Genomic DNA, 18,136 nt, shown 5'->3' with positions numbered 1-18,136 from the left:
GCCTGCCACAGCCTAGCTGATGGCCGGTGGCATCGCGCCGGCCAACTGCTGGCGCTGCTTGGCCCAGGGTTGCAGCTGTGCGGCCTCCATGGGCCGGGCAATGAAATAACCCTGTCCCAGATTGCAGCCGCGCGTCTGCATCAGCTCCATGTCCTGCTGGGTTTCGATGCCCTCGGCCACCGTGGTCAGCTGCATGCGCTGGCCCAGTTCGATGATGCTGTTGGTGATGGCTTGCAGATGCGGCTTGTGGCCAATGGCGGTGACCAGCGACTGGTCGATTTTCAATTCGGTGAAGGGAAAGCGCGTGAGCTGCTGCAAGGTGGCAAAGCCGGTGCCGAAATCGTCGATGGACAGGCCAAAGCCGGCCAGACGCAAGCGCGCGGCCATGCCGATGGCCTCCGACAGATTGTCGGCAATGGCGGTTTCGGTGATTTCAAAAGTGATATAGCGCGCAGGCACCCTGCTGCGTTGCAGGCGGCTTTCCATTTCGCTGATCAGGGTGCTGCCCTGCAGCGAGCGGGCGGACAGATTGATGGACAATGGCAGGCGCAGGCCCTGGCGTGCCCAGTCCTGCCATTGTTGCAGTCCCTGCTCCAGCATGGTGAGCGTCAGTTCGGTGGCCCAGCCATATTGTTCGATGACCGGGATGAAGCTGCCCGGCATGATCAGTCCGCCGCCGGGGTGGCGCCAACGTGCCAGCATTTCCACACCCTTGAGCTGACCGCTGCCCAGATCGACCTTGGGCTGGTAATGGGGAATGATCTGCTGCTGTTCCAGAGCCTGGCGGATGTCGGCCGCATCACATAGCGCATAGCTTTCCTTGCCATGGGCAGCCTGCGTACTCAGCCGTGCCAGCAGATCCTGCAGCTCTCCGGCTTGCAGCGGCTTTTTCAAGCCGCCCAGCACGGGCAGCCCCAGCCCGCTGCCCATCAGCTCCAGCGTGGAAATCAGGATGTAATCCTTGCCCGAAGTGAGAATGATGTAGGGCGCGAGTTTTTCCAGCGCCAGCTGTTGCATGACCTGCACCCCGTCCATGCGCGGCATTTCCAGGTCGAGCAGTATCAGATCGGGCAATTGCTGGCGCACCAGTGCCATGCCTTCCTCGCCATTGACCGCGTGGCGGATGTGGGTGAAACCCAGCTGGCTGCATAGTTCGCTGGCCAGTTGTCGGTGCAGGTGGCTGTCGTCGACGATCAGCACATCCTGCATGGTGGTCAACTGCATCAGTGCTTCTCCCTTAACGGCATATGGCCTTGGCCATGGCGTCCAGCGGGATGACCTCATCGGCGGCCCCCAGCTTGATCGCCTCCTTGGGCATGCCGAACACCACGCAGCTGTCTTCGTCCTGGGCGATGGTGCGGGCGCCGACATCATGCATTTCCTTCAGCCCCTTGGCCCCGTCGTCACCCATGCCGGTCATGATGATGCCCAGTGCATTCTTGCCGGCGAATTTGGCCGCCGAGCGGAACAGCACATCGACCGAGGGTTTGTGGCGGCTGACCAGCGGGCCGTCCACCACTTCCACCTGATAGAAGGCGCCGCTGCGCTTGATCATCATGTGCTTGCCACCGGGGGCGATCAGCGCCCGCCCCGGCAGGATGCGGTCGCCGGTGGCCGCTTCCTTGACTTCGATTTCCGACAGGCGGTCCAGCCGTTCGGCAAAGGAGGCGGTGAATTTTTCCGGCATGTGCTGCACGATGGCCAGCCCCGGACAGGTGCGCGGCAGCTTGGTGAGAATGGCTTCCAGCGCCTGGGTGCCGCCGGTGGAGGTGCCGATGGCGACGATGCGCTCGGTGGTCTGGAACATCTGTTGCCCGGTGGGGGCGGCCAGGATGGCATCTGCCGACAGCTTGGGGCGGCTTTCCAGGGGGGTGGGCGGCAGGCTGCGCATGCGGCTCATGCGCGCGGCAGCGGCGCCCTTTACCGCCTGGATCAGCAGATTGTTGCTGTCTTGCAAAAACTGCTTTACCCCGGCATGCGGCTTGGCAATCACTTCCACCGCACCGGCGGCCATGGCCTGCATGCTGATGTCGGCCCCCTTCTGGGTGAGTGAGGAGCAAATCACCACCGGGGTGGGGCGGCTGGCCATGATCTGCTTGAGGAAGGTGATGCCGTCCATGCGCGGCATTTCCACATCCAGCACGATGACATCCGGCCAGCGCTGCTTCATTTTTTCCATGGCGACGATGGGGTCGGTGGCCACATCCATGACCTCGATGCCGCTGCTGGCGTTAAAGACTTCGCTCAACACCTGCCGTACCACGGCCGAGTCGTCGACAATCATCACCTTGATGCTCATGTTTTTTTCCTTTTTTTGCCGGCCAGCGCGGCACCTGTCTCGTTATCCTGCGTCAGGCGCACCCAGACATCGCCGGATTGCACATCAAACATCACCATTCTGGGACTCGCCCCGCCCAGATCCTCTGCCTGTACTGTCAGCCCCAGTTGCCGGGCCAGCAAGCGGGCCATGTCGGCATTGCGCGCGGCCACATCGTTGCTGCCGTGCTCCCCTTCCAGCGTGGCCAGGATGGCGGCCCCTCCGATCAGCTTGACCCGGAATTCCTGCAATGGCCGCCCGGTGGCCAGCACTTCCCGCAGCAGCAGCAACATGGCCTCGTCGCCATAGCGGCCGGACAACTCGCCGCCGCTGCGCTCGCTGCGGCGCGCCAGCAGGTAGTGGCACATGCCCCCCACTTGCAATTGCGGATGCCACAGCACGATGGAAACACAGGAACCCAGCAGGGTGCTGATGACATGCTCCCTGCCGGCGAAAATCCATTCGCCGGGGTGCAGAAACACTTCCTTGCGCGGGCTGCTGGTCATGATGCTTTCACTTGCAGGCTGCAGCGCAGCGATTCCCTGCCACCGCCGGCATGAGCAGGTCCTCATCCAATCTAGTTCATCAGGCAGTGGCTTTCCGCCTTTATCTGCATGGCGGCTGGGGCGGACAGGCTGGCCATCTCCTCGACAGACAGTACCTTGTCCATTTGCAGCAGCAGGATGAAGCGTTGTTGCCAGTGGCTGACGCCGGCAATGAAGTCAGGCCGCAGGTGGTTGCCAAAAGCCGGGGCGGGCAGGATAGCGTCGGCCGTCAGGCTGATGACCTCATGGACGGCATCCACCAGCATGCCGATGTACTGGCGCTGTTCCGCCTGGCCGGCTTCCAGAATGACGATGCAGCTGCGGCGCAGGATGGTGCTGGCCGGGCGGCCGCAGCGCTGGGCCAGGTCGATGACCGGCACCACCGTGCCGCGCAGATTCATCACCCCGTGCACGAAGGCGGGCATTTGCGGCACGCTGGTCAGCCGGTGGTATTCCAGGATTTCCTTCACCTGCAGGATATTGCAGGCGAATACATCGGCACCCGACTGGAAGCTGAGGTACTGCTCCGGTTCGTGCTGCCTAGTCATGGCCATCCTCCTGCAGCAGTAAAGCGGCCTGCACCGGCGCTGCCGGCGGCAGTGCCAGCCGTGCCAGCTCGTCCGGCGACAACAGGCGTCTGGCATCCAGCAGCACGGTAAAGCCCTGCGGTTCGCGCAGCAGGCCGGCGATGCAGTGTTCGGGCAGCAAGCCTCCCAGTTGTGGCGGGGCCTCGATCTCGCTGCGTGCCAGCTCGAGCACGGCATACACTTCGTCGACCAGGATGCCGATTTCCGGTGAGGGCAGGCAGTCGGCCAGGTGCAGGATGATGATGCAGCTGCGGCGTTGCGGCACGGCAGCAGGCAGGCCCAGGCATTGCGCCAGGTCGACAACCGGAACCGCGCTGCCACGCAGGTTGAGCATGCCGCATAGCGGCGGCGGCATGTTGGGCAGCGTGGTCAGCGGCTGGTACTCCAGCAGTTCGCGTACGACTTCGATGGGAATGCCCAGCCGCTGTGGCCCGGCGCGCAGCCGCAGGTATTGCAATAGCGGTGGCAGCGGTGGCAAGGCAGCGGCCGCCTGTTTCGCTTTGCGCCAGTGTTGTTGTGCGCCCATGGCTTGCGGCCTAGTAACGGATGTAGTCGGACTCGTCGGTCGCACTGGCTGCGACCCGGCGCAACTGCTGTGGCATGCCATGCTTGCCGGCGCGGGCTCGGCCCGCCGCGGGCAGCGGGGCGGTGACCTCGTGCAGCTGGAAGAAGCTCATCAGTTCCAGCAGGTTTTCCGCCTGGCTGCTCATCTGTTCGGCAGTGGAGGCCAGCTCCTCGCTGGCCGAGGCAGTCTGCTGGGTGCTGGCATTCTGTTGCTGGACGGCACTGCTGATCTGGTTGACTGCGCCGGCCTGTTCATTGGAGGCTGCGGCGATTTCCTGCACCAGATCAGCGGTCCGGCCACTGGAGCGCACCATTTCGCCCAGCAGCTTGCCGGCCTGTTCGGCCAGTCCGACGCTGCTGGCGGCCACCTGGCTGATTTCCTGGGCGGCGATCTGGCTGCGCTCGGCCAGCTTGCGCACTTCTGCCGCCACCACGGCAAAGCCCTTGCCGTGTTCGCCGGCGCGCGCTGCTTCGATGGCGGCATTCAGCGCCAGCAGATTGGTCTGGTAGGCGATGTCGTCGATGATGCCGATCTTGTCGGCAATCTGGCGCATGGCCTGTGCGGTGTGGCGCACGGCCTCGCCGCCCTCGGCGGCCTCGCGGGCGGCCTGTTCGGCAATGCCTTCGGTGACGCGGGCATTGTCATTGGTCTGGTTGATGGCGGCGGACATTTCCTCGATGGCCGCAGTGGTTTCCTCGATGCCGGCTGCCGATTCGCTGGCCGATTGCGACAGTGACTGCGAGGTGGCGTTGAGCTGCTGGGCTGCCGAGGACAGGTTGGCTGCACCACTTTTGACTTCCGCCATCAGGCCGGCCAGTGTGCTGACGGTTTGTGCAATCGAGTTCATCATGCTGCTGTTATCACCAGGACGCAGTGGCAGCCGGGTATCCAGCCGGCCACTGGCCAGTTGTTGCATGATCTCGGCGACGTCATGCGGCTCGCCGCCCAGGGTGCGGCGCAGGGAACGGATGATCAGCACGGCCAGCAGGCTGCCCAGCAACACCGCCGCTGCCGAGAGCAGCAGCATGATGTTGTGTGTCTGCTGGATGCCTGCTTCGCCCTCCTGGCGTGATTGTTCGTTCAGGCGGAGTTCTACGTCATACAGTTGGCGCAATACCTCCATGAATTTTCCCATGATGGGCATGACTTCCTGGCGCATCACTGCGGTGGCCGCCTCGTTTTCATTGATGGCACCCAGTGATTCGGATTTGTCCATGACGATGAAGACATTGGGGCGAATGGACTGGATTTGGGCAATCAGTTCCTTTTCGCGCGTGGTCAGCTCCGGCTCTGCCTGCATGTCGCGGATCAGCAGCTGTTCGCTATCCAGATAACGGCGTTTCGCTTCATTGTATTTTTCCACGGCCATATTGATGGAGTGCAAGTCGGTGTAGATGATGACATTGCGATACGCTATGCGTAATTCCTGTGCCTGTTCGAGCAAGGCTGAGGCGCGGGTGGCATCCCGGTCGTTGATGCGCATGTTGACCAGCATGCCGTTGATGCGTCCGAAGCCGTATGTGGCGACCGAGACGCACAGCACCAGCAATACCAGCAGGCTGCCAAAGCCCAGCCCCAGCCGCATGGCTATGCTCATGGGTGCGGATTTGTTCATGGTCATTTCCCCGAAGACGTATCGTTGTTATGAGGCTGACGGCTGCCCGCAGGCGGGCAGGTGTCCTGCTCCTGCCCGTAGCGGCCGGCTTCCTGCTGGGTGGCATGCTGAATCAGGGCCAGCACATCCAGAATCAGTGCCACTGCGCCATTGCCCAGAATGGTGGAGCCACTGATGGCTTTCAGATGGCGAAACAGGCTGCCCAGCGGTTTGATCACGGTCTGGAATTCACCTTGCAGCGCATCCACCACCAGACCCACCCGCTGGCTACCGGTCTGTATCACCACCACGTTCTGCCGCCGTCCTGGCTCACCATCCAGCTCCAGGAACGGGCGCAGATACAGCAGCGGCAGCACTTCACCGCGCAGCTGCAGTCGCTCCGGCATGCCCGCGCCACCGGGCGTGGCGGGCAGCTCCATGCACTCGACCACGGTTTCCAGCGGAATGACAAAGGTGGAACTGCCCACCTCCACCAGAAAACCGTCGATGATGGCCAGGGTCAGCGGCAGACGCAGGCGGAAGGTGGTACCCAGCCCGCTCTCGCTGTCGATCTCCACCGTGCCGCGCAGCGCCTCGATATTCTTTTGCACCACATCCAGCCCCACGCCACGGCCCGACAGGTTGCTGATGTGTTCGGCCGTGGAAAAGCCTGCGGCAAAGATCAGCCGGTAGATGTCCTGCTCGCTCAGCATGGCATCGCTGCTGATGATGCCGCGCTGCAAGGCCTTGGCCAGGATGCGCTGCTGGTCGAGCCCGCCGCCATCGTCGGCCACCTCGATCACCACGCTGCCGGATTCATGATAGGCATTCAGCCAGACATGGCCCTGATCCGGCTTGCCGGCGGCGCGGCGCTGCTGCACATCTTCGATGCCATGATCGATGGCATTGCGCACCAGGTGGGTGAGCGGGTCGGCCAGCTTGTCGACCATGGTTTTGTCCAGCTCGGTGTCGGCGCCACTGATTTCCAGCTTGATGGATTTGCCCAGTTCGTGGCCGACATCACGCACCACGCGCGGAAAGCGGCTGAAGGTTTCACCGATGGGCACCATGCGCATCGACAGGGTATGAGAGCGGATCTGTTCGATCAGCCCGGCCATCACCACGGTGGACTCCAGCAAGGGACTGCTGCCATGGCTGCGCGCCAGCAGATTGGCTGCGGCACCGGCAATCACCAGCTCGCCCACCAGATTGATCAGCCGGTCCAGCTTGCCGGCTTCCACCTTGATGAATCTGCTTTCGCTGCTGCGCCCGGCCTTGCTGTCTGCTGCCGGGGCGGCGGGTTTGTGATCGGAGGGCGCAACGGCGGCGGGCAGGGCCGTGCTGTCCGCCGCCGGCTGCCACAGGCCCCATTGCTGCCAGATGTCGCGGCAGCTTTGCTGCTCGGCGGCATCGCCGGCCTGCAGGGCTTGCTGCAGATGGCTGGACAGCTGGGCGCGCGGGCTGATGATGAACTGGCTGCCCTCGCTGGCAAAGGCGAATACGCCAGCCAGCTGGTCTGCATCCACCGCACCACGGAACTGTATTTCCAGCCGCAGGTAGTTGCACTCCGGGTCGAAGCTGTCGTCGGCGGGCAGGGCACTGCAACAGCTGGCAATCGCCTGTATCTGCCCCAGCGTGGCCAGGTAGCGCACAAAGGAGGCCGGGTCCATGCCATTGCGCAACACCTCGCGGCCAAAGCGCAGCGACAGCAGCCAGTCGCTGTCGTCCGGCGGCTCGGCACTGCTGGTGCTGGCTGTGACAGCACAGGGGGACCCTGCCGGCTGCTGCAGCAGGGCGGCGATGTCCGCCAGGATGCTGTCCTGCTCACCGGCCGGAATGACCTGCCCGGCTGCCACTGCCGCCAGCTGGGCCTTGACGTGATCGTGGCTGCGCAGCAACACGCCGCTCAGCCCGGCATCCAGCTGCAAGTGGCCATCGCGCAGCTGGTCCAGCAGGTTTTCCGCCTGGTGGGTGAAGCGGACAATCTCGTCCAGCCCGAACAATCCGGCCGAACCCTTGATGGTATGCATGCTGCGGAACAGCGCGCCCAACTGTTCGGCGGTAATGCTGTCGGCCTCGGCATCCAGCAGGATGCTTTCCATCTCATCCAGCAGTTCCGCAGATTCTTGCAGGAAGGACTGCATGGCCAGTTCAAGATCCATCTGCGGCCTCCAGTGCACTGTGCAACTGCTGCAGCCCCAGCAGCCGGATGAAGTCCCGCACCGCCGGGCTGGGATGGCTCAGCGTCAGCTGGCATGACTGCTGCTGCGCTGCACGGTGCAGCCACAGCAGTACCTGGGCGCCGGCGCTATCGATTTCCTCGATTTGCGACAGGTCGACCTCCAGCTGGGCATGCTCGCGCAAGGCGGCGGCCAGTTGCTGGTGCACGGCCTGGGCCTGATAGATGGTCTGCTCGGCAGCCAGGGTGATGAGATGGGACATGGTGCTGGCTCAGGGCAGGATGAGCCGGGCGATGGCGTCCAGCAGTTGCGGGGGCTCGAATGGCTTGACCACCCAGGCGCAGGAGCCGCATTCCCGGCCTTGCTGTCGCAGATGTTCGGCGGTTTCGGTGGTCAGCATGATGACCGGGGTAAAGCGATAGTCGGGATGCTGCTTGATCTTTGCCAGCAAGCTAAGGCCATTCATCACCGGCATGTTGAGGTCGGACAGCACCAGATGGATCTTGCGTCCGTCCAGCAAGGCCAGCGCCTGCTGGCCATCGGCGGCTTCGATGACATCGTAGCCAGCCCCTTCCAGCGTCATCTTTACCACCAGCCGCAGGCTGGTGGAGTCGTCCACGACGAGTATGGTCTTGGCCATCTTTTCCCCTGGTATGTCGCTGACATGGCTGGCCGCTGTAGCAACAGCCCATCAGCTGGACTGCTGCTGCCCTTCGGGCTGCTTGCGGCGCTGGTATTGCTTGGTCTTTCTAGTTTTGTAGTTGCTGCCTTTGTCGAATGCAAAGGGGAATGGCCGGGCGATGTATTTTATTTATCATGATTTGTCATGACTTTTTAAACATTTGTTTTATTGCCCATAAAAAACCGGCCACGAGGGCCGGTTGTGCGCTGACAGGCGGGGTTCAGCCGGGAAACAGCAGCGGGTTAAGGCCGCTGCGGGCAAAGCCCTGTTCCTCCAGCGCGGCATCCAGCGCCAGGCTGGCCAGGTCGTCGGCCACCGCTTCGGCCTGCTGGTCCTTGTCCAGCGACAGGATTTTCAGATAGCTGCCGCAGTCGCCACAGGATTCCCCGCGCACCGCCGCGTGCTGGTCTTGCAGCGACCAGTAGCCGATGTCGCGGGTGGCCTCGCAGTTGCTGCACTTTGCCCGCACCAGATGCCACTCGCTTTCGCACAGACTGCAGTGCAGATAGCGCAGGCCAGCTTCATTACCCTGATGCACGATGCTGGCCACCGGCGCACTGGCGCATACCGGGCACAGGTGGCGCGCATCGCCGGGTTCGGCGACGGCGGCGATTTTCAGCTGGCTGGCCAGCTGGCTGAAGTACACCGACAGCGCCGCCCAGATAAACGGTGCCTGGGCACTGTCCACCACCGCCAGATCACCGGACAGCAGTGACTGCGCCGCCCGTTCCTGTTGCTCGGCCGGTGCGGACATCAACTGTGCCAGCACCTGTTGCACGGCCGGGCTGGCAGCGTCCGACAGCTGTTGGCACAGGGCGTGCAGCAGCTGCTGCCACTGCCCGTCGCGTTGCCAGGCCATGGCACCCAGGGGGGGCAGGCCGTGCTCGGCACACTGGCGGAAGTAGTCCGCCCGCGCAGGCAGCCGCACCGGCTGGCTGTGCACCAGCTGGTGTTGCGCCTGGGCAATGCGGCTGGCCAGTTGCAGGTAATCGGCCATCACATGACCGGCGGCCAGCTGCTGCAGCCGGGCCGCACGCTGTTGATACAGCGTGGCGGGCTGCGGCAGCAGCAGCGGGGTGATGTCCAGGCTGGCGGCTTGCCGCTCCGCCAGCTGTTCTACCGGAACAATGCGAATGCTCATGGCTTGTGCTTGTCTCCTGTCACTTCACGATACCAGCGTGGATGGTGTTTCTTGGCCCAGGCGTGCGTCACCACGCCTTCCACCATGGCGCGGATGGTGCCGCGCACCCAGATGGCGGCATACACATGCACCACGATGCCGGCAATCAGCATCAGGGCGCTCCAGGCATGCAGCAGCAGGGCCACGCGGATCAGCTCGATGGGGAAGTAATAGGCAAAGTAAGGCCGCCAGATGATTACCCCGGTACAGATCAGCACCAGCAGGCAGCCGGTCATCAGCCAGAACATGCCTTTCTGGCCGCCGTTGTATTTGCCGGTGTCACCCACCTCGTGGCCGGACAATACCTGTTTTACCGACAGCATCCACTTGATGTCCTCCTTGTTGAACAGATTGTGGTGCCAGTAACGGAAAAACTGCCGGAAGAAGCCGAGGAACATCAGCACCCCGACAAAGGGGTGGATGATGCGCGCCAGCTGTGGCGTACCAAACACGCCGGTGAGCCAGAAGAAGGCCGGGTAGAAAAAGGCCAGGCCAGAGATGGCCAGCAGCACGAAGCACACCGCCACGATCCAGTGGTTGATGCGTTCGGCCGCGTTGTAGCGGCTGATCAGCTTTTCCTTGCTCATACCTTGTCCTCCTCGTCGTCATCCTCGGCCTTGTTGGGGCCGACGCCGATGTAGTGGAAGAAGCCGAACAACAGCGAGGCGGCCAGGCCGATGGTGGACAGCGGCTTGAGTATGCCCTTCCACAGGCTGACCACCGGGCTGATCTGCGGATCCTTCTTCAGCCCGTGGTACAGCTCGGGCTGGTCGGCGTGGTGCAGCACATACATCACATGAGTGCCGCCCACGCCTTGCGGATCGTACAGACCGGCATTGGCATAGCCACGCGTTTTCAGCTCGTCCACCCGTTCCTGTGCGTATTCCTTCATGTCCTCCTTGCTGCCAAAGCGGATGGCGCCGGTAGGACAGGTTTTCACACAGGCCGGCTCCTGTCCCACACTCACCCGGTCGGAACACAAGGTGCATTTGTAGGCCTTGTTATCCTTCTGGTTGATGCGCGGCACATTGAAGGGACAGCCGGAAATGCAGTAGCCGCAGCCGATGCAGTGCTCGGACTGGAAGTCCACGATGCCGTTGGCGTACTGGATGATGGCGCCGGGCGAGGGGCAGGCTTTCAGGCAGCCGGGGTCGGCGCAGTGCATGCAGCCGTCCTTGCGGATCAGCCATTCCAGCTTGCCGTTCTGCTCGACTTCGCTGTAACGCATCACCGTCCAGCTTTCAGCGGTCAGATCGGCCGGGTTGTCATACACCCCGACATTGCTGCCGATTTCATCGCGCAGGTCATTCCACTCCGAACAGGCCACCTGACAGGCCTTGCAGCCTATGCAGGTGGTGACGTCGATCAGCTTGGCCACCTCCGCCTTGTGCTCGCGCGCAATCGGCGGCTGGGTGGGGCTGGCGGAGCGGCGCAGGATATCTTGCGATTGCAGTGACATGGTCGCTCCTTAGGCTTTCTCAATATTGACGAGGAAGGACTTGAACTCCGGCGTCTGGGTATTGGCATCCCCGACAAACGGCGTCAGCGTGTTGGCAATAAAGCCCTTCTTGGTCAGCCCCTCAAAGCCCCAGTGAATCGGCACCCCGATATGGTGTACCGACTGGCCGTTCACCTGCAGTGCCTTGATACGCTTGGTCACCACCGCCTTGGCCTTGATATAGCCGCGCTTGGACGACACTTTCACCATGTCGCCGTGGCCAATGCCTTTTTCCCTGGCCAGTTCCTCGCCGATTTCCACAAACTGTTCCGGCTGGATGATGGCATTCAGCCGTGCATGCTTGGTCCAGTAATGGAAATGCTCGGTCAGGCGGTAGGTGGTGGCGGCATAGGGGAACTGCTGATGCTGGCCCAGCTGTGCCTTGTCGTCCTTGAACAGCCGCGCGGCCGGGTTGGAGATGACCTTGGGATGCAGCGGGTTGGTGCCCAGCGGCGTCTCGAACGGCTCGTAGTGCTCCGGGAACGGCCCTTCGGCCATCTTGTCCAGCGCAAACAGGCGTCCCAGCCCTTCGGCCTGCATGATGAAGGGGGCCATGGGGCTGCCAGGCGCTTCGTCGGCCTTGAAGTCCGGCACGTCCACACCCACCCACTTTTCGCCGTTCCACTTGATCAGCGTGCGTTTCTTGTCCCATGGCGTGCCATCGGGTTTGCAGGAGGCGCGGTTATACAGGATGCGGCGGTTGGCCGGCCACGCCCAGGCCCAGCCCAGGGTATTGCCAAGGCCGGACGGGTCGCTATTGTCGCGCCGTGCCATCTGGTTGCCCGCCTGGGTCCAGCTGCCGGCAAAAATCCAGCAACCGGACGCGGTACTGCCATCGGCCTGCAACAGGGCAAAACCGGGCAAGAGCTCACCCTTCTTGGCCAGGAACTGGCCGGGGTTTTTCGGGTCGGGCAGGTCAGCCAGCGCCTTGCCGTTCAGCTCCTTGGCCAGCTCTTCCGGCTTGGGCTCGTGCGGGTCGCCATAAGCCCAGGACAGACTGTTGATGGCATCCGGGAAGGCTCCGCCCTCCTTGGCATACATGGCCTTGAGCTTGAGGAAGATGCCGGCGAGGATTTGCGGATCGGTCAGTGCCTGGCCCGGTCCTTCCGCACCCTTCCAGTGCCATTGCAGCCAGCGTCCGGAGTTGACGATGGAGCCGTCTTCCTCGGCAAAGCAGGTGGTGGGCAGGCGGAATACTTCGGTGTGGATCTTGGCCGGATCGACATCGTTCTGCTCGCCGTGGTTCTGCCAGAAGGTGGAGGTTTCCGTCACCAGCGGGTCCATGATCACCAGGAACTTCAAGCGTGAAAGGGATTCCACGATCTTGTTCTTGTTGGGGAAGGACGCCACCGGGTTGAAGCCCTGGCAGAAGTAACCATTCACCTTGCCCTGGTGCATCAGCTCGAAGTACTGCAGCACGTCGTAGCCCTTGTCCCACTTGGGCAGCCAGTCATAACCCCAGCCATTGTCCGCCGTGGCCTTGTCCCCCCACATCGCCTTCATGAAGGAAACAAAGAACTTGGGATAGTTCTGCCAGTAGTTCATCTGGCCGTCGGCCAGCGGCTTGCTGGTGTACTTGTCCAGATAGGCTTGCAGGCTTGGCTCTTTTTCCGACGGCATGGTCATGTAGCCGGGCAGGCTGGTGGACAGCAGGCCCAGGTCGGTCAGACCCTGGATATTGGAGTGACCACGCAGCGCGTTGATGCCACCCCCGGCCATGCCCATATTGCCCAGCAACAGCTGGATCATCGCCATGGTGCGGATGTTCTGCGCACCAATGGAATGCTGGGTCCAGCCCAGGGCATACAGGAAGGAGGTGGTCTTGTCCGGTGCGCTGGTTTCTGCCAGATGCTCGCAAATGGCCTGGAAGGCTTCCTTGGGCGTGCCGCAGATATTGGCCACCACGTCGGCGGTATAGCGCGACACATGCTGTTTGAGCAGGTTGATCACGCAGCGCGGGTCGCTCAGCGTGTCGTCGCGTTTGGCCATGCCTTTCTCATCCAGCTGGTAGGCCCAGGTGGATTTGTCGTACTTGCGTTTTTCCGCGTCATAGCCGCTGAACAGGCCGTCTTCAAACTTGAAGTCCGGGTGTACCAGCAATGCCGCATTGGTATAGGCGAGCGTGTATTCCTTGTTGTACTTGCCGGTTTCCAGCAAATAGCGGATCACGCCGGACAACAGGGTAATGTCCGTGCCGGTGCGGATGGGCGCGTAGAAGTCTGCCACCGAGGCAGTACGGGTAAAGCGCGGGTCGATGACCAGCAGCTTGGCCTTGTTGCGGGTCTTGGCCTCAATGGCCCAGCGGAAGCCAACCGGGTGTGCTTCGGCGGCATTGCCACCCATCACCACGATCAGATTGGCGTTCTTGATGTCGACCCAATGGTTTGTCATGGCACCGCGACCAAATGTTGGGGCAAGACTTGCCACCGTTGGTCCGTGTCATACACGCGCCTGATTGTCGACAGCCAGCATGCCCAGGCTGCGGGTGAATTTGTGGGTCAGCCAGCCAGCCTCGTTGCTGGAGGCAGAGGCCGCCAGAAAACCGGTGGACAGCCAGCGGTTTACCGTCACGCCATCGGCGTTCTTTTCGGTGAAATTGGCATCGCGGTCCTGCTTGATATGCTTGGCGATGCGCGAGAATGCCTCATCCCAGCTGATGCGCTTCCATTCATTGCTGCCCGCTTCGCGCACTTCCGGGTATTTCAGGCGATCAGGGCTGTGGATGAAATCCACCAGACCAGCCCCCTTGGGACACAATGCGCCACGATTCACCGGATGATCCGGATCGCCCTCGATATGGAAGATTTCGGACTTGGCGTTTTTGGCGCCATCGCCCAGGCTGTACATGAGAATGCCACAGCCTACCGAGCAGTACGGACAGGTGTTGCGGGTTTCACTGGCGCGCAGCAGCTTGTAGCTGCGCACATCAGCCATTGCCTTTTCCGGCAATAAACCCAGCGTTGCAATCGTGGAACCTGCCATACCCCCGGCGCACAGCTTGAAGAACTGCCGCCGATTGACCTGCATGGGGTCTCCTTCATGGGAATGTTGACTGACTTTCCGCTCTGGCCGTCAAATGCAGCATCATGGCTGCCGGGCGCTGGTGCAGGGCGGAAGGACGGGTCTGGCCAACTTGGAGAGTTGAAGCCTGACTGCATTATCGTCAGCAATTTCTGTAAGCTCAAATAGCGAGTGACAATGAAACCCTTAAAAAATCTTAATTCATGACCGATTCCGCTTTCGAAGGCTTCGATATCGCCTGCCATATAGAGCGAATCCAGTGGCAGGAGGCTCAGCCCATGTTGCCGCAGGCCGATGTTCTGGCCTGGGAAGTACCGGTGGCGCTGGTTTACAACGGCCTGGCCCATGTGGTGATGATGGCCAGTCCGCAGCAACTGGAAGACTTTGCCCGCGGCTTTTCCCTGGCCGAGGGCATTGCCCGGCAGCCGGCGGACATCTACGACATCGAAGTGCGCACTGCCGCCAGCGGTATCGAGGTGCATGTGGAACTCGCCTCCGCCTGTTTCAGCGCCTTGAAGGAGCGCCGCCGCCAACTGGCTGGCCGCACCGGCTGCGGCCTGTGCGGCGTGGAGCAACTGGCGGAAATCTTCCGCCCCCTGCCGGCCTTGCCGGATACGGTAAGGCTGGGCTGGCCCGCGCTGAAACAGGCATTGCAGGCGCTGCCCGCACGGCAGACCCTGTCGCAGCAGACCGGCTGTGCCCACGCCGCAGCCTGGCTGGATTTGCAAGGCAAGCTGCTGCAAGTGTGCGAGGACGTGGGCCGGCATGTGGCACTGGACAAGCTGATCGGGCGGCGTGCCATCAGCGACTGGGGTGCCGGAGTGGCACTGGTGACCAGCCGCGCCAGCTATGAAATGGTGCAAAAGGCTGCCGCCGCCGGCATTGAAATCCTGGTGGCGGTGGCCGCACCCACCGCGCTGGCCGTGCAAATGGCCGAACAATATGGCCTCACCCTGCTGGGGTTTGCCCGGCCGGGCCGGGTGAATGTCTACGCTCATCCACAGCGGCTGCTGGCCGGCTGAGCATGGCGCGGTAATGGCAGGCCAGCCCGTGGCCGGGGAAAGTGCTTGAGTCAGGCAGATTCCAGCACAGCTTCAGCCGCAGCTGATGGCTGTGCCCACGCGATTTGTTGCATTGCGCAAAGAGGAATGGGCATTGTCGAACAATGGCCTTGCTTTTATGGCGAAGATCGGGCCAGAATCGAAGTCCGACATATCAACCTTTCTATATAAGAAGCAAGCATGGCACTCATCGTACAAAAGTACGGCGGTACCTCGATGGGCTCTGCGGAGCGCATCAAGAACGTGGCCCGCCGTGTCGCCAAATGGAAAGCGCAGGGACATGATGTCGTAGTAGTGGTATCTGCCATGAGTGGCGAAACCAACCGACTGATTGCCCTTGCCAAAGAGATCCAGGCCTATCCGGACCCGCGCGAGCTGGACGTGATCATTTCCACCGGCGAACAAGTCACCATCGGCCTGTTGGCCATGGCACTCAAGGAAATCGGTGTCGACGCCAAGAGCTACTGTGGCTGGCAAGTGCGCGTGACCACCGACGACTCGCACAACAAGGCACGTATTCAATCCATCGACGAAGCCGCCATGCGGACAGACCTCGCGGCCGGTTCGGTCGTGGTGGTGGCCGGCTTCCAGGGCATTGATGAAAACGGCAACATCACCACGCTGGGTCGTGGTGGTTCCGACACTTCCGCCGTGGCGCTGGCCGCCGCGCTGAAGGCCGACGAATGCCAGATCTACACCGATGTCGACGGTGTCTACACCACCGATCCGCGCGTCGTGCCGGATGCCCGCCGTCTCAAGACCATTACCTTCGAGGAAATGATCGAGATGGCCTCGCTGGGCTCCAAGGTATTGCAGATCCGTTCGGTGGAATTCGCCGGGAAATACAAGGTACGTCTGCGTGTACTGTCCAGCTTCGAAGAGGAAGGGGAAGGCACGCTGATTACGTTCGAGGAAGATGAAAACATGGAAAAGGCCGTAGTTGCAGGCATCGCATTTGACCGTAACGAAGCACGCATCAATGTGAAGGGCGTACCCGACAAGCCGGGTATCGCTTACCAGATTCTGGGCCCGATTGCCGATGCCAACATCGAAGTCGACATGATCATCCAGAACGTGGGCGAAAACGGCACCACCGATTTCTCCTTCACCGTGCCGCGCGGCGAATTCCCGCGCACCATGGACATCCTGCGTGAAGTGCAAACCCATATCGGCGCCGCCAAGATCGATGCCGACGACAAGGTCGCCAAGATCTCCATCGTCGGCGTGGGCATGCGCTCGCACTGTGGCGTGGCTTCCACCATGTTCCGCACCCTGGCGGAAGAGGGCATCAACATCCAGATGATTTCCACTTCGGAAATCAAGGTATCGGTGCTGGTGGACGAGAAATACCTGGAGCTGGGCGTGCGCGTGCTGCACAAGGTATTCGGTCTGGATCAGCCGGCATAATTTTTTAGTTTGGATGCTTGACAGGGGGCGCCAGCTTGCTTAATATGGCGCTCTCTGAACGGAGAAATGGCCGAGTGGTCGAAGGCACTTCCCTGCTAAGGAAGCATACGGGCTTAAACCTGTATCGAGGGTTCGAATCCCTCTTTCTCCGCCAGAATCTGCACCCGTAGCTCAGTTGGATAGAGTATTTGGCTACGAACCAAAGGGTCGGGCGTTCGAATCGCTCCGGGTGCACCAAAGTCCCTATAGTTTAGCGGTTAGAACACCGCCCTTTCACGGCGGTAGCCGGGGTTCGATTCCCCGTGGGGACGCCAGGATTCAAGATCAAGCCCAGTCGACAGACTGGGCTTTTTCGTTTCCAAAATGGTTTACGCCAACTCCTTAGAGCTACAGCTTGCCACTGCCTCCCTAATCCTGATTTTACCAAGCAAGATACGCAGGTACTCCTTGGAAAATACCTTGTCACCTTGCAACTTGTTGCGTAGCACCTGACAGAACTCTTCGATTTCCTTGGTTGCAATCTTCTCGACCGGTAAGGCCATTGACTGCCATCAACGATAGCAGCGATCATGCTGTATGTAGTTGTGACCCCTGTGTGACTAAATCGGGGGAGTGTCAGAAAAGTATTCTGCAATACATGGACCAATTTATGAAATTCTATGAATGGAAATCCATCATCTGGAGAAATTGTGATAGTACTGATTGCAGGGGTAATTCTGCTATTTTTTGCCGTGCAACTAGTCGATGGTTTTAAATTTTTTTCAACTTGGCTTTCCTGTAGACTTTTTCCAAATAATGCGCAGATCCAACGTTTAGCACCATATCTGCTTATTGCAGTGACCATTTTATGTGGTTACCTTCTGGAAGATTCATCTTTAATTAGTACTTTTCTGGTGGCAATTTTATTTGCTATCTTAGCAAGTCTAGGTGGAATATTTTTATCGAGTAATGCAGAAAAATCTGTGAAGAGGGCTAATGAACTTCAAAGGTTGGCGGACATCAAGCATGCAGCAGAAATATACCAAAGATATATAGCGGCCCCTTGGTTATTAAATAACTATGATTTCCGTAAAGAATTTGAACAATATTGGAGTTGGTCTTCTATTAGAGCGGAGGTTATTAGCACTTGGCGAAGAGGCAGTAAGAGATGCAATGGCTGTGGAACTCTAATCCGAGGAAAGAAAATTCACGTAGATCATATTAAGCCTCGTTCCAAGTATCCTGATCTTATATATCTTAAAAGTAACCTCCAAGTTCTTTGTAATAAATGTAATATGTATAAGCATAATTACGATGGAGAAGATTGGCGTGACGTTATTGCAGACAGGAAGATGGCTCATGCGAAGCGACGTAGAAATCGTAGTCAACGTACTGGCTGAAGTGTTAGTAGCTTGTATCGAATAAATTCGACAATTGAATGATTTATCCAAGAGTAATCACTAAATTTTATAATTCTGATCTGATTTATTCAGGCTGATGAATTATTGTGCCAGTACCTA

16 protein-coding genes and 3 tRNA genes are annotated in these 18,136 nt (G+C 60.4%); 6 read left to right on the top strand and 13 right to left on the bottom strand.

Translation table 11 applies throughout. The annotated features are described in order from the left end of the window. Positions 1–12 precede the first annotated feature (12 nt). From DFR38_RS10295 to fdnG, 13 genes are all read right to left on the bottom strand, one after another. Positions 13–1,224 (bottom strand): EAL domain-containing response regulator, encoded by a 1,212-nt coding sequence (locus DFR38_RS10295; RefSeq protein ID WP_059286837.1) that lies wholly within the window; start codon positions 1,222–1,224, stop codon positions 13–15. A gap of 13 nt (positions 1,225–1,237) precedes the next feature. After that, the gene (locus DFR38_RS10290) at positions 1,238–2,299 is read right to left on the bottom strand and encodes a protein-glutamate methylesterase/protein-glutamine glutaminase (protein ID WP_059286838.1); all 1,062 of its coding nucleotides are present in this window, start codon (positions 2,297–2,299) and stop codon (positions 1,238–1,240) included. After that, positions 2,296–2,823 (bottom strand): chemotaxis protein CheD, encoded by a 528-nt coding sequence (locus DFR38_RS10285; protein ID WP_110313362.1) that lies wholly within the window; start codon positions 2,821–2,823, stop codon positions 2,296–2,298. The genes DFR38_RS10290 and DFR38_RS10285 overlap by 4 nt, the downstream gene beginning before the upstream one ends. Before the next feature lie 71 nt (positions 2,824–2,894). Then, positions 2,895–3,410: a chemotaxis protein CheW gene (locus tag DFR38_RS10280; RefSeq protein ID WP_082693570.1), complete on the bottom strand. Its 516-nt coding sequence runs from the start codon at positions 3,408–3,410 to the stop codon at positions 2,895–2,897. Next, a complete protein-coding gene (locus DFR38_RS10275; RefSeq protein ID WP_059286840.1) occupies positions 3,403–3,975 on the bottom strand; it encodes a chemotaxis protein CheW in 573 nt (190 codons plus the stop codon). Before DFR38_RS10275 ends, DFR38_RS10280 begins: the two co-directional genes overlap by 8 nt. A gap of 10 nt (positions 3,976–3,985) precedes the next feature. Next, the gene (locus DFR38_RS22000; RefSeq protein WP_483396327.1) at positions 3,986–4,684 is read right to left on the bottom strand and encodes a methyl-accepting chemotaxis protein; all 699 of its coding nucleotides are present in this window, start codon (positions 4,682–4,684) and stop codon (positions 3,986–3,988) included. A gap of 947 nt (positions 4,685–5,631) precedes the next feature. Continuing rightward, positions 5,632–7,770 carry a chemotaxis protein CheA gene (locus tag DFR38_RS10265; protein WP_082693568.1) on the bottom strand — a complete coding sequence of 713 codons (2,139 nt, stop codon included), beginning with the start codon at positions 7,768–7,770 and terminating at the stop codon, positions 5,632–5,634. Beyond that, entirely contained in the window at positions 7,760–8,050 is a 291-nt protein-coding gene (locus tag DFR38_RS10260) for an STAS domain-containing protein (RefSeq protein ID WP_059286842.1), read from the bottom strand. Before DFR38_RS10260 ends, DFR38_RS10265 begins: the two co-directional genes overlap by 11 nt. A gap of 9 nt (positions 8,051–8,059) precedes the next feature. Beyond that, complete coding sequence (locus tag DFR38_RS10255; RefSeq protein WP_059286843.1) at positions 8,060–8,428, bottom strand: response regulator; 369 nt, start codon at positions 8,426–8,428, stop codon at positions 8,060–8,062. Between the two features lie 262 nt (positions 8,429–8,690). Next, the gene (fdhE, locus tag DFR38_RS10250) at positions 8,691–9,611 is read right to left on the bottom strand and encodes a formate dehydrogenase accessory protein FdhE (RefSeq protein WP_110313361.1); all 921 of its coding nucleotides are present in this window, start codon (positions 9,609–9,611) and stop codon (positions 8,691–8,693) included. After that, complete coding sequence (locus DFR38_RS10245; RefSeq protein ID WP_059286978.1) at positions 9,608–10,237, bottom strand: formate dehydrogenase subunit gamma; 630 nt, start codon at positions 10,235–10,237, stop codon at positions 9,608–9,610. Before DFR38_RS10245 ends, fdhE begins: the two co-directional genes overlap by 4 nt. After that, the gene (gene fdxH / locus DFR38_RS10240) at positions 10,234–11,109 is read right to left on the bottom strand and encodes a formate dehydrogenase subunit beta (RefSeq protein WP_059286977.1); all 876 of its coding nucleotides are present in this window, start codon (positions 11,107–11,109) and stop codon (positions 10,234–10,236) included. The genes DFR38_RS10245 and fdxH overlap by 4 nt, the downstream gene beginning before the upstream one ends. A 9-nt stretch (positions 11,110–11,118) precedes the next feature. After that, complete coding sequence (gene fdnG, locus DFR38_RS10235) at positions 11,119–14,175, bottom strand: formate dehydrogenase-N subunit alpha (protein WP_146215959.1); 3,057 nt, start codon at positions 14,173–14,175, stop codon at positions 11,119–11,121. A 197-nt stretch (positions 14,176–14,372) separates the two neighbouring features. On the opposite strand from fdnG, the gene fdhD reads away from it, so the two are divergent. From fdhD to DFR38_RS10200, 6 genes are all read left to right on the top strand, one after another. Beyond that, positions 14,373–15,191: a formate dehydrogenase accessory sulfurtransferase FdhD gene (gene fdhD / locus DFR38_RS10225; protein WP_059286974.1), complete on the top strand. Its 819-nt coding sequence runs from the start codon at positions 14,373–14,375 to the stop codon at positions 15,189–15,191. 219 nt (positions 15,192–15,410) lie between these two features. Next, on the top strand, positions 15,411–16,637 hold the full coding sequence (locus DFR38_RS10220) for an aspartate kinase (RefSeq protein WP_059286973.1): 1,227 nt from the start codon (positions 15,411–15,413) through the stop codon (positions 16,635–16,637). Between the two features lie 60 nt (positions 16,638–16,697). After that, a tRNA-Ser gene (locus DFR38_RS10215) sits at positions 16,698–16,791 on the top strand. A 6-nt stretch (positions 16,792–16,797) separates the two neighbouring features. Further along, positions 16,798–16,874, top strand: a tRNA-Arg gene (locus DFR38_RS10210). Between the two features lie 2 nt (positions 16,875–16,876). Then, positions 16,877–16,951, top strand: a tRNA-Glu gene (locus DFR38_RS10205). A 345-nt stretch (positions 16,952–17,296) separates the two neighbouring features. Then, a complete protein-coding gene (locus tag DFR38_RS10200) occupies positions 17,297–18,016 on the top strand; it encodes an HNH endonuclease (RefSeq protein WP_082693992.1) in 720 nt (239 codons plus the stop codon). Positions 18,017–18,136: the final 120 nt, after the last annotated feature.

Source organism: Aquitalea magnusonii, from assembly GCF_003202035.1.
Classification (GTDB): Bacteria; Pseudomonadota; Gammaproteobacteria; order Burkholderiales; family Chromobacteriaceae; genus Aquitalea; species Aquitalea magnusonii.
The sequence above is the reverse complement of the archived record's forward strand: the minus strand, read 5'-3'. Positions and strand labels throughout refer to the sequence as shown.

Coding starts and splice junctions, on each gene's coding strand:
- DFR38_RS10295 (WP_059286837.1), bottom strand. CDS start 1,224: ATGCAGTTGACCACCATGCAGGATGTGCTGATCGTCGACGACAGCCAC.
- DFR38_RS10290 (WP_059286838.1), bottom strand. CDS start 2,299: ATGAGCATCAAGGTGATGATTGTCGACGACTCGGCCGTGGTACGGCAG.
- DFR38_RS10285 (WP_110313362.1), bottom strand. CDS start 2,823: ATGACCAGCAGCCCGCGCAAGGAAGTGTTTCTGCACCCCGGCGAATGG.
- DFR38_RS10280 (WP_082693570.1), bottom strand. CDS start 3,410: ATGACTAGGCAGCACGAACCGGAGCAGTACCTCAGCTTCCAGTCGGGT.
- DFR38_RS10275 (WP_059286840.1), bottom strand. CDS start 3,975: ATGGGCGCACAACAACACTGGCGCAAAGCGAAACAGGCGGCCGCTGCC.
- DFR38_RS22000 (WP_483396327.1), bottom strand. CDS start 4,684: ATGTCCGCCGCCATCAACCAGACCAATGACAATGCCCGCGTCACCGAA.
- DFR38_RS10265 (WP_082693568.1), bottom strand. CDS start 7,770: ATGGATCTTGAACTGGCCATGCAGTCCTTCCTGCAAGAATCTGCGGAA.
- DFR38_RS10260 (WP_059286842.1), bottom strand. CDS start 8,050: ATGTCCCATCTCATCACCCTGGCTGCCGAGCAGACCATCTATCAGGCC.
- DFR38_RS10255 (WP_059286843.1), bottom strand. CDS start 8,428: ATGGCCAAGACCATACTCGTCGTGGACGACTCCACCAGCCTGCGGCTG.
- fdhE (WP_110313361.1), bottom strand. CDS start 9,611: ATGAGCATTCGCATTGTTCCGGTAGAACAGCTGGCGGAGCGGCAAGCC.
- DFR38_RS10245 (WP_059286978.1), bottom strand. CDS start 10,237: ATGAGCAAGGAAAAGCTGATCAGCCGCTACAACGCGGCCGAACGCATC.
- fdxH (WP_059286977.1), bottom strand. CDS start 11,109: ATGTCACTGCAATCGCAAGATATCCTGCGCCGCTCCGCCAGCCCCACC.
- fdhD (WP_059286974.1), top strand. CDS start 14,373: ATGACCGATTCCGCTTTCGAAGGCTTCGATATCGCCTGCCATATAGAG.
- DFR38_RS10220 (WP_059286973.1), top strand. CDS start 15,411: ATGGCACTCATCGTACAAAAGTACGGCGGTACCTCGATGGGCTCTGCG.
- DFR38_RS10200 (WP_082693992.1), top strand. CDS start 17,297: ATGAATGGAAATCCATCATCTGGAGAAATTGTGATAGTACTGATTGCA.